The sequence below is a fragment of the Parachitinimonas caeni genome, from assembly GCF_030129945.1.
Taxonomy (GTDB): domain Bacteria; phylum Pseudomonadota; class Gammaproteobacteria; order Burkholderiales; family Chitinimonadaceae; genus Parachitinimonas; species Parachitinimonas caeni.
The window spans coordinates 26,737-36,502 of the sequence record NZ_JARRAF010000042.1 but is presented as its reverse complement, the minus strand read 5'-3'; the positions used below and the strand labels follow the sequence as shown (position 1 = coordinate 36,502).

Genomic DNA, 9,766 nt, shown 5'->3' with positions numbered 1-9,766 from the left:
CGTCGGATTTGGGCCTGATGCACGGCGAAAAGCGCGCCGCTTTGGGGGCTAAGCAAGCTATTTTTAACACCGCAGCAGGCCCAAATCCGGCGAAACCCTCCGGGCCGGGTCGATTTTTGGGGCATGGCGTCGTTAGGGTTCGTTTATTTAGCTCGCTAAACTGCACTTACCCTGCCTAGCCCTGCCCCAAAACTCGACCCTGCGCGACCGGAAACAAAACGTCAACAGAGCCTAGGGGTTCCGTGGGCGAGAGAAGGGCGAATGAGGTGTTCAGGTAAACGCAATGTACTGCGAGCCATCGCGCATCTGCCCGGCCAGATGCGGCAATGCCAGATACTCCTGCGACTGCATCTCGGTCAGCCGGCTGGCCGTGCGGAAGAACTCGTTGGCCATCTGGCCCTCGGTATACAGATGATCCGGGTCGGTTTCGGCAGAGAGCACCAACTTGACGCGATGGTCGTAAAACACATCCACCAGCCAGGTGAAGCGCCGGGCCTCCGAGGCATGACGAGCGCCCAGCTTGGGCACATTCGACAGCAGGATCGTGTGGTACTGACGGGCCAACTCCAGATAATCGTTCTGCGAGCGCGGGCCGCCACACAACGTGGCGAAATCAAACCAGACCATGCCGCCCACATGACGTCTTGCCTCAATCTGCCGGCCCTCGATCGTCAACGAGGTCGGCAGGGCGCTGCCATGAGCCAGACTATCAAAGATCCCCTGCAGCACCCCCTCGGTCTCAGGCGTGATCGGGCTCAGATACGTGCGGGCACGGGTCAGGGTGCGCATCCGGTAATCGTTGCCACCATCGACATTCACGACGTCCAGCTTTTCCTTCATCAACGCAATCGTCGGCAGAAAGTTGGCGCGCTGCAGGCCATTCGGATACAACCCATCCGGCTCGTAATTGCTGGTGGCCACCAATACCACCCCCAGCTCGAACAGCTGCTTGAGCAGACGACCCAGAATCATCGCATCGGCAATATCCGAAACATGGAACTCATCAAAACACAGCAGCCGGGTTTCGGTAGCGATCTTCGCCGCCACCTTCAACAGCGGGTCGCTCTCGTTGCTATGCGCCCGCATCTCGTCGTGAACCGACTTCATGAAATTATGAAAATGCATGCGCTTCTTGCGCTGATAAGGCACGCAGGCAAAAAACGCATCCATCAGAAAACTCTTGCCCCGGCCCACGCCCCCCCAGAAATACAGGCCGCGAGGCACCTTGGGCTGTGGCAGCAAAGAGCGGCCGAACAAGCGGTTACGCTTTTGCTTGAATGCCACCAGCTCATCGAACAGCCGCTGCAGATGGCGCACAGCGTTCTCCTGGGCAGCGTCGCGACTGAAGCCGGATTGACGGGTGGCGAGGTCATACCATTCCGAAGGAGGCATGCCAACGAGAGATTCGGGAGTAAGCGCAGCTTGAGACATGAGGATGCAACGGCAGCAATACAGGTAGGAAAGCCGTAATTATAGCCTTGCGACTACATTGCAAGTTGTGGCCTCGGCAATATGACGGTCATGTTTCGGTGGTATATCATGGTTCTCGGACAGCGCCAGATGGCGCATCCAGACCCGGCGCAACAAGAGACCAACAGGTCCGCGCACTCATCAGCCCGTGCCAGCCACAACTGATGAACGGGTTGGGGGCGAGACAATCCCACGACATTCCACCGTCAGCCGGCCAGAGCCCGAGTGCGAGGCAACTGCGCCGTACGGCGAAAGCGCCGCAGGGAAAATCGCCGACACTGCCGATACATAGTAGCAATCCCCCTAAGCACACCAACGGAGCAGATAACACTATGGCAAAGATCGCACTCGTCACCGGCGGAATGGGAGGCATAGGCACCTCGATTTGCATGCGCCTGGCAGACGCCGGCTATACGGTAGTGACCACCTACAGCCGGCCCGGCCGCGAGCAGGAATGGCTGGCCGACATGAAAGAAAAGGGCTATCAGTTTCATGCTTACCAGTGCGACGTCGGCGACTTCGAAGCCTGCCAGCAGATGGCGGCCAAATTGCAGGCAGAAGTCGGGCAAGTAGACGTTCTCGTCAACAATGCCGGCATCACCCGTGACACCACCTTCCGCAAAATGAGCAAAGTGGACTGGGATGTCGTCATGCGCACCGACCTCGACTCGGTGTTCAACATCACCAAGCCCTTCGTCGATGGCATGATGGAACGCGGCTTTGGCCGCATCATCAACATCTCCTCCATCAACGGTCAGAAAGGCCAGTTCGGCCAGACCAACTACTCGGCAGCCAAGGCAGGCATGCACGGCTTCACCAAAGCCCTGGCGCAGGAAGTGGCGAAGAAAGGCGTGACCGTCAACACCGTCAGCCCCGGTTACATCGCCACCGAAATGGTCATGGCCGTCAAAGAAGAAGTCCGTAACGCCATCGTCGCCCAGATCCCGGTGGGGCGCCTTGGCAAGCCGGAAGAAGTCGCCGACCTCGTGGTCTTCCTCGCCTCTGACCACGCCGGCTTCATCACTGGCTCCAACATCGCCATGAACGGCGGGCAGCATATGTTCTAAGTCACGCGCCTGGACACCGCCCAAAACAACGCCCCAGAAAGCTGGGGCGTTTGTTTTGGGGCTGGTTCATCTACTCACCGACTTAAAATCCAATGCGCCGCCTGCTTGGCGGCAAACTCGCTTGGCGATGTCGTTGTTGTCGTGTCCAGCTTCTAAACCGCCTACGCGGCGGCAAACCACTCCTTTTCGCATCAAATCAAAATCATCTTCTTCTAAACCGCCTACGCGGCGGCAAACGCAGCGCGCACGAGCCACGGGGCAGGGGCTGCCTTCTAAACCGCCTACGCGGCGGCAAACGCGAGGGCACTGCGGGCCGAAATGGATCAGCACTTCTAAACCGCCTACGCGGCGGCAAACTTTGAAGATGAGGCCGCGCTCTATGACAAACACTTCTAAACCGCCTACGCGGCGGCAAACGGCTAAACGCACCGAACATTGGCATTTCAATCCTTCTAAACCGCCTACGCGGCGGCAAACCTACGTGAACCCATGGCGACCATCACCACCAACTTCTAAACCGCCTACGCGGCGGCAAACATTGGCCTGGATCAGCGCGGCGGCTGGGGGTGGCTTCTAAACCGCCTACGCGGCGGCAAACACTGGCGCGGTGACGCTAGCCAGCAGCGGCAACTTCTAAACCGCCTACGCGGCGGCAAACGCGGCGGGCCAGAAAGCCGCCTGGCGCGCGCTCTTCTAAACCGCCTACGCGGCGGCAAACCGCATGTAGCGCCGGATCATCGTCGGGGGAAACTTCTAAACCGCCTACGCGGCGGCAAACGGTGTGGCCCGGTGGCAGCTTGATGTTTTTCCCTTCTAAACCGCCTACGCGGCGGCAAACGCTTCGACCTGGGGCGGCAGGTAATGACCTCTCTTCTAAACCGCCTACGCGGCGGCAAACGGGTAACGCTCGCCGGTCAATCTCATTCATAACTTCTAAACCGCCTACGCGGCGGCAAACGGTCCTGGCGTCAGATCGAAACCCCGTATGCACTTCTAAACCGCCTACGCGGCGGCAAACTCGTTCGGCGTCAGGTAGATATCCGGCTCATTCTTCTAAACCGCCTACGCGGCGGCAAACGGCAAAGCAAGGGCGCGACTCGTTGCGCGATGCTTCTAAACCGCCTACGCGGCGGCAAACGCTGGATAGCGAACTGATCCCACTCTCGGAGTCTTCTAAACCGCCTACGCGGCGGCAAACATCATTGCCAGGCAGGTGGGCGTCAATCCGGTCTTCTAAACCGCCTACGCGGCGGCAAACTGACTGATGCCTTTATCCCGCTGCCGGACGGTCTTCTAAACCGCCTACGCGGCGGCAAACTCCCACGTCCAGCGGGCGACTGATTTGACCGTCTTCTAAACCGCCTACGCGGCGGCAAACTGGATGGCAAGACGCTACTACGGCAGGCGCAACTTCTAAACCGCCTACGCGGCGGCAAACGTATCGTTGAATGCCCAAGGGCAGCTGGATCTCTTCTAAACCGCCTACGCGGCGGCAAACATGCCCAGCGGCCCAAATCCCGGCGCCTTGCTCTTCTAAACCGCCTACGCGGCGGCAAACTTGCTGCACCGCCTGCAGCCACAGCTGATGATGCTTCTAAACCGCCTACGCGGCGGCAAACCCGCAAGGTGCCGATCTTCTCGGCTGGAACGTCTTCTAAACCGCCTACGCGGCGGCAAACTGATGGAATTGCTAACGGCGTGGTGCCAACTACTTCTAAACCGCCTACGCGGCGGCAAACTGACTTTTTGTGTCACGGCGATAACGGCTACGGCTTCTAAACCGCCTACGCGGCGGCAAACACTTTAATCATTGCCGATGCCGACGCGGCATACTTCTAAACCGCCTACGCGGCGGCAAACTGAGCTTGTTTTTTCATTCCTCCTTTCCTTTCAATGGTTTGCCCTGGCTTTCGGTGCTTGGGCTTCGTTTTTCTGGTGTTGGTTTATCTCCTTGATTTTGTGGTGATTTTTCGCACAGGCTTTTAACGAAGCCAAACAGGAAGTCGAGGGTGTCGGCTTTGTGGAAGTGTTCGATCAGCTGGCTGCGGAAGTCTTTGTCGCTGCAGTGGCGGTCGGTGCCGCAGGCGAAGGCGTGGGGCATGACGAGGGCGTCCTTGATCAGGTCGGCAATGTCGAAGACCAGCGCGCCGCGCCGGGTTTTGCCGTGCAGTAGTGGAAAGCTGAAGCTGATGCCCAGGCCGTTGAGGGCGACGGCAGCCAAGCCGTAGGCCAGATAGTTGCCGTGGTCGAGAAAGCTGTTGACGCGATCAGCCTTGCTGTCCTGGCTGCCTTTGCCTTCTTCGCGCCTGAATTCGAGCTTGTAGCCGCGTGCCAGGGTGGCGTAGAGCTGCTTGGCCCATTCGGCTTCGGCCAGCAGCAGGTCCTGGCTGGTGTTGGCGGCCTCTATGCCGGCCTGAAAACGCGCAATGGCGGTTTCGGGCGGCAGCAGCTGGCGGGCGCGTAACTCGGCATCGGCCTGCCAATGGTGCTGGCAGTGGCGGATGCGTTCGTGCAGCAGGCTGCGGGCCAGTGCTTGCCGGCTCGGTTCGTCAAACCAGTGGCGGACCCAGGCTTGCATGTATTCGGTGGGCCGGTATTCGCTTTGCGGTGAGAGAAAAACCGGCTCAGTCAGCGAAAACAGCGGGCTGCCGCCGCTGCCGCAAAATCCCAGCAATACATTGGATTCGGCCAGCCGGCGGGCGGCGGCATCGGTGATCGAGCTGCCTTTGCCAAGCAGGATCAGCGCGGTATTGCGTTCCGGAATGTTGAAGAAACGGTCGATGTCGTCGCCGGTATCGGTGAGGTAGACCACCCGCTCGTCTTTCTGCTGAACCCGCACATGCTCCAGATAAAAGATGTTGGCCCGTTTCGATAGCAAGATCTGGCGGGGCTTTTGTCGCTCGCTCATGTTGATTCCCACGGGGCAGGCAAGTGGGGCAGGGCAAACGGCCGGCTGGCGCTGGCGAGGCCATAGCTATCGGGCTGGCAGCGGTCGCCACTGTTGGCATCGAGCCGCTGGATATACAGGCCAAAGGTCTGGCCATTGCTGCGGCTATGCAGGTTGAAGTAGGGGTACCCGGCTTCGTCGGCCTGCTGCATGCGGCGTGCGCGCAGGTTGCCATCGGGGTGTCTTTCGGCGCTACGGGTGGGAATACGGTAGCGGCGGTAGCTGTACCAGGGCCCATCGAAACCGGCGGGGATGGGCCGGGGTGAGTGGGCGGTCATGTGCTTGTCGAAGTCTGGTACGGCCAGCAAGTGCTCTCGCAAGGTGATGAGGTCGTCGCCGTTGCCGCCAAAGATGCGCAGCAGGCGAAAGGCGCTACGCGGGTAGCAGGGCAGGGCCAGGGCGTAACGGCCCGGTGCGTTGCGAAAGGCGCCGTGCAGCGCGCGCAGGACAGCCGCTGCAGCCAGCGGCTGGTTGGGCCCCTTGATCTCGATATCCAGATAGAGGCGGGGTTGCATCACTCGTTGCCCCCACTGAAGACGCCGCCACGGATCAGGCTGGCGATCATGAATTGGCCTTCCGGGCTGCTGGGGTCGAGCACGTTGAGCTGTTTGGCGTATTCAAAGGCCGAGGTCTTCTTGTTATTGCGGAAGAAGCATTGGGCATCGAGGCTGGCGCCATTGGGTTCGACCGGAATCGGCCGGCCATTTTCGGCATAGTCGGGGTACCAGGTGTCGAGAGTACGCAGGGCGTTGCTGATTTTCTGGTCGCGCAGGGCGGCGTGGCCCATGTCGCGGGTACTTTGAAAGTCGATGCCGTTGCTGTCGGCCACGATGACGGCTTTCTCGGGCTGGCCCAGGGCATACAGCGGCCGGGCAAAGCCCTTGGGTTTGTCTTCCACATAGTTTTGCGAGGGGAAGACTTCGATGGCGCCGCGCACGCCAAAATCGACGATTGCGCAGATCTGCAGATCGTGTGGATGCTTGCCGGCCAGGCTGTTGGCGATCAGTTCGCCCAGCTTTTTCTCGTTGTCACTGTAGTCGTTGAAGTGCTGCAGCGGCGTGGTCAGTGCATCAAAGCGCAGCTCAGGTTGCTCGGGGCTGTTAACGATGATCTGTACCTGTCTGGCCAGTGTGCGGTTGCGCCACAGCCAGCGGCCATTAGCGATATTGCGCGCCAGACGGCGGGCGACTTCGTTCAGACCTTCCGACTGCTTGGCCCGGCTGATGAAGTTGTCCACGCTTGCCTTGTATAGCCGCATCAGGTCTTCGGCATCGTCTTTCGATGGCGCACAGGCAAACAGGGTGTTGGCCAGATCAAGAAAACGCAGCTCGAACCGGACGATCAGGGCCGTCGCCTTGGCGTCGAGCTTGGCCGAATCGGTGGTCTGGATGTTGCTGGGGTTCTCGCGTTTGGCGCTACTGCTGGTGCTGTCTTCTGCCTTGCCAAACTTGTTGGTGTTCTGGGTGCCACGTATGCCGTGCCTAACCACCCGCACGGGCACTTCGTCGGTGCCTTCTTTCGCGTTGTCTTTTGGCACCAGGCTGTAAAAGGTGGCGTCGGTCACGATCAGGCCCCGCTGAAAAGACAGCACGCCCGGCAGCTTTTTAAATGTTTCGTTTGATGTGCTCATTCTTCTTCTCCTCCTGTCTGGGTCACGACAAATACATCATCCTGAAGCCACTGCGGCTGCCAGAATGGGATGGCTTCAATGGGGTGCGACTCGACCCAACGCCGCCGACCTACGTACTGCACGAGTCCCAGCAAGGGCTCGGCAAAGGCGTGGTCGGGCGTGGTCAGCTCGCCGGTTCTGCGGTCGTTGCTCATCCGCACGCCACCACGGCGGGCAAACGGGGTGATGCCGGCATAGCCGAGAACGGTGGGTACCAGCCAAGACATCGGCAGGGGGCGCGGCGTGTCAGACGACCAGTCCTTGGCGGGGGCATGGTCATCGCCCGTCTTTTCGGCGAGGGGGAGCGGGGCCGGGTCGGCATGCTGGTAAGCAATGGCGCGATACAGCGCGGTGAGCGGATCGGGGTCGGTCTGCATCAGGTCGGTCCGCTCCACTACCCAGAAGCCACCGGGCAGTTGCGACAGCAGGTCTTCGACATCGCCACTTTGCACGGTGGGGGCTTCATGCCTTTCCACCTTGCCACCGGCCAAGCGTGCCTGGCGCAGAAAGGCTTTGACCTCATCCAGATTGGGGGCGGCCGGCAGTTCCAGCAGCAAGGTCAGCGTCAGGTGGCAGGTGGCCGTCGGCTGCAGCGACAGCGCATGTGGGTTTTTCGACGAATAATCGGTCTTGTCGATAAACGTGGCGCCGCGCCGTAGTTGCGGCTGAAAGTTGAAAAAACCATTGGCGCCGCCTTCGCCCAGCAGCTGCGCATCGTGGTGCAGAATCGCCACCCGGACCTGCTCATAGGGCAGGGTATAGGGCGACGATTGATAAACATGGCGGGCCAGATTGTGCGCAAACAACGTAATCGCCATGACTGGGCAAGCATTGATCACATGGCCGCTGGCCTGGGCGTTGGCGTGGCTGATTTCTAGCCGGGGCAGAGTCAAATAGTGCCTCATCGCAGCAGCTCCCGTATCCAGCCGGCCACCTGCTCGCTGCTGGTGGCATCGAACAGGATCTTGCCTTTCTTATCGGGAAAGTCGTAATGGCTGATCAAGTTGGTCAGTTCGCGGCTGAAGGCGTATTGCCACTCCACGTCGCGCTGGTTGCGGTCGAACAAGCCCTGCTGCAAGGGCGAGAGAGCCGGGTTGACCAAGGGCTGGCCGCCGTTAGGCAAGTGCTTGCGATACTCGGTTAATAGTTCCACCACCTCATCCAGACGTCGTAGCAGCCGGTGGGTCAGCTTATGAATGTGCTGCCGGTCTTTGTCGCGCGTTTCCATGCTGGTGTCGTTGTCGCGACGCCATCGCCAACAAAATGCGCGGTATTCCAATAAGGCCGGCAGTGGCAGCCACAATGCGAGGCCGTGAAAATAATGGTGCAAGACCCGTCGCAGTTGGGCGTCTTCAGTGGGCGCAGCAAAAAACAGCGGTCGCTGCAAGTCGCGCACCGTCGCGCCGACGTTCTGCGGGTTGGCACCGCCAATGCCAAACACCGCCTGCCGCAAGCGGCGCGGGCGGGGGGGCTGGTCGGCAGTGGACTTGTTTGGGGCTGCATCGTTGGCGTTGGCCCGCTGCTTGGCGGCAGTCTCGAATTCGACGCGCATCGTTTCGTGCTCAGTAGTTCGACGGCGAAACTCACGGCCCAGACTGCCCGACACCAGCGGCGTAATCGCGCGATAACGCTCGTCTTCAATCGGCAACAACAGCTGCCGCAAGCGGATCGACACCGATTCGGTGCCCAACTCCACCCCGCTTTGCGCGGCATTGGCCAAAGCTTGTTCGATGGCGGCGATTTCTTCGGGCTGTGGCGGCGGATCAACCGGCTTGCCCTGAGCGTGCGCGTACATCTGCTTGACTACGGTCGCGGTCGGGCCGGAATTGGCGATGTAATCAAGATCAAACGATACGTGCGGCAACAGCGTACGGACCGAGACATACGGCAGATTCAAGGCCGCCTGCCTGCTCAGCCGCACCCCGCCGGGCGGGACATTAGAATTGACGGTTTTGACGGAATGATGAACTAACGAAGCACCGACTTCGTGATAGAGGTCGGGTTCGAGATGTTTCCAGCCGATCGCCTCCTCGGCCGCTGGCGTTTTAGCCATACGCTTCCCTCCAAACTTCGAGTTTGAATTAGTGTTTTTTATGGCCTATAGATGTGCTAAGGCCGCCAGGCAAACTTGGCGGGATGCTGGCGGCCCTAGTATTGATTACTAGCAGTTTTTGATTAGCACTAATTCGCCCAAGCCTCTAAAAATGAGTGGGATGGAGATGCGCAGTGATGTAAGAGATAAAGCTGGCAGTTTGATGTGATTGAGAGTTGCATTGAAAGTGATGCCGATGCTGCTGGCTGCGACCTTTAGCGACAGCCAATAGTTTGGTAGGTGGTTTGTCATCATATTTACTCTCCACTCCTGTGAATGAAAAAAGCGCGACACATGTTGTCGCGCTTTTGTTTTAGTACTGAAATTTCGATGATGCAAATTTTTTCCTAAAGGCAATACAATATTTCGATCAGATCTGGAATAAATTTCTGGCCCTATAAGTGGGAAAAATTATTCTTTGAGTTTGGGTGATCGGGGTTTGAGTGATCGAATCACTCCCCAATTAGGACAGATGCCGAGAAGGGGCTCAAAGAGCCCCTTCTCGGCCCCGTTAAGATCCG

The 9,766-nt window shown here is 59.2% G+C and carries 7 protein-coding genes and 1 CRISPR repeat array; of the genes, 1 reads left to right on the top strand and 6 read right to left on the bottom strand.

Annotation, left to right across the window (positions count from 1 at the left end; genetic code table 11):
- Window positions 1-270 precede the first annotated feature (270 nt).
- A complete protein-coding gene (zapE, locus tag PZA18_RS21355) occupies window positions 271-1,431 on the bottom strand; it encodes a cell division protein ZapE (RefSeq protein WP_308447440.1) in 1,161 nt (386 codons plus the stop codon).
- A gap of 371 nt (window positions 1,432-1,802) precedes the next feature.
- On the opposite strand from zapE, the gene phbB reads away from it, so the two are divergent.
- A complete protein-coding gene (gene phbB / locus PZA18_RS21350) occupies window positions 1,803-2,537 on the top strand; it encodes a beta-ketoacyl-ACP reductase (RefSeq protein ID WP_284102914.1) in 735 nt (244 codons plus the stop codon).
- Between the two features lie 149 nt (window positions 2,538-2,686).
- A CRISPR array of direct repeats spans window positions 2,687-4,397; the repeat unit is 28 nt; unit sequence CTTCTAAACCGCCTACGCGGCGGCAAAC.
- A 13-nt stretch (window positions 4,398-4,410) separates the two neighbouring features.
- Here the strand turns inward: phbB and cas1f are convergent.
- The 5 genes from cas1f to PZA18_RS21325 are packed head-to-tail and all read right to left on the bottom strand — an operon-like array spanning window position 4,411 to window position 9,206.
- Complete coding sequence (cas1f, locus tag PZA18_RS21345) at window positions 4,411-5,445, bottom strand: type I-F CRISPR-associated endonuclease Cas1f (protein ID WP_284102913.1); 1,035 nt, start codon at window positions 5,443-5,445, stop codon at window positions 4,411-4,413.
- Entirely contained in the window at window positions 5,442-5,999 is a 558-nt protein-coding gene (locus PZA18_RS21340; protein WP_284102915.1) for a type I-F CRISPR-associated endoribonuclease Cas6/Csy4, read from the bottom strand. Before PZA18_RS21340 ends, cas1f begins: the two co-directional genes overlap by 4 nt.
- Window positions 5,999-7,114 (bottom strand): type I-F CRISPR-associated protein Csy3, encoded by a 1,116-nt coding sequence (csy3, locus tag PZA18_RS21335; RefSeq protein ID WP_284102912.1) that lies wholly within the window; start codon window positions 7,112-7,114, stop codon window positions 5,999-6,001. The genes PZA18_RS21340 and csy3 overlap by 1 nt, the downstream gene beginning before the upstream one ends.
- Entirely contained in the window at window positions 7,111-8,058 is a 948-nt protein-coding gene (locus PZA18_RS21330) for a type I-F CRISPR-associated protein Csy2 (RefSeq protein ID WP_284102911.1), read from the bottom strand. The genes csy3 and PZA18_RS21330 overlap by 4 nt, the downstream gene beginning before the upstream one ends.
- A complete protein-coding gene (locus PZA18_RS21325) occupies window positions 8,055-9,206 on the bottom strand; it encodes a hypothetical protein (protein WP_284102910.1) in 1,152 nt (383 codons plus the stop codon). Before PZA18_RS21325 ends, PZA18_RS21330 begins: the two co-directional genes overlap by 4 nt.
- Window positions 9,207-9,766: the final 560 nt, after the last annotated feature.

What these genes read in the sequence shown, in the direction of transcription:
- cas1f (WP_284102913.1), bottom strand. Translation starts at nt 5,445, where the DNA reads ATGAGCGAGCGACAAAAGCCCCGCCAGATCTTGCTATCGAAACGGGCC.
- phbB (WP_284102914.1), top strand. Translation starts at nt 1,803, where the DNA reads ATGGCAAAGATCGCACTCGTCACCGGCGGAATGGGAGGCATAGGCACC.
- PZA18_RS21340 (WP_284102915.1), bottom strand. Translation starts at nt 5,999, where the DNA reads ATGCAACCCCGCCTCTATCTGGATATCGAGATCAAGGGGCCCAACCAG.
- zapE (WP_308447440.1), bottom strand. Translation starts at nt 1,431, where the DNA reads ATGTCTCAAGCTGCGCTTACTCCCGAATCTCTCGTTGGCATGCCTCCT.
- PZA18_RS21325 (WP_284102910.1), bottom strand. Translation starts at nt 9,206, where the DNA reads ATGGCTAAAACGCCAGCGGCCGAGGAGGCGATCGGCTGGAAACATCTC.
- PZA18_RS21330 (WP_284102911.1), bottom strand. Translation starts at nt 8,058, where the DNA reads ATGAGGCACTATTTGACTCTGCCCCGGCTAGAAATCAGCCACGCCAAC.
- csy3 (WP_284102912.1), bottom strand. Translation starts at nt 7,114, where the DNA reads ATGAGCACATCAAACGAAACATTTAAAAAGCTGCCGGGCGTGCTGTCT.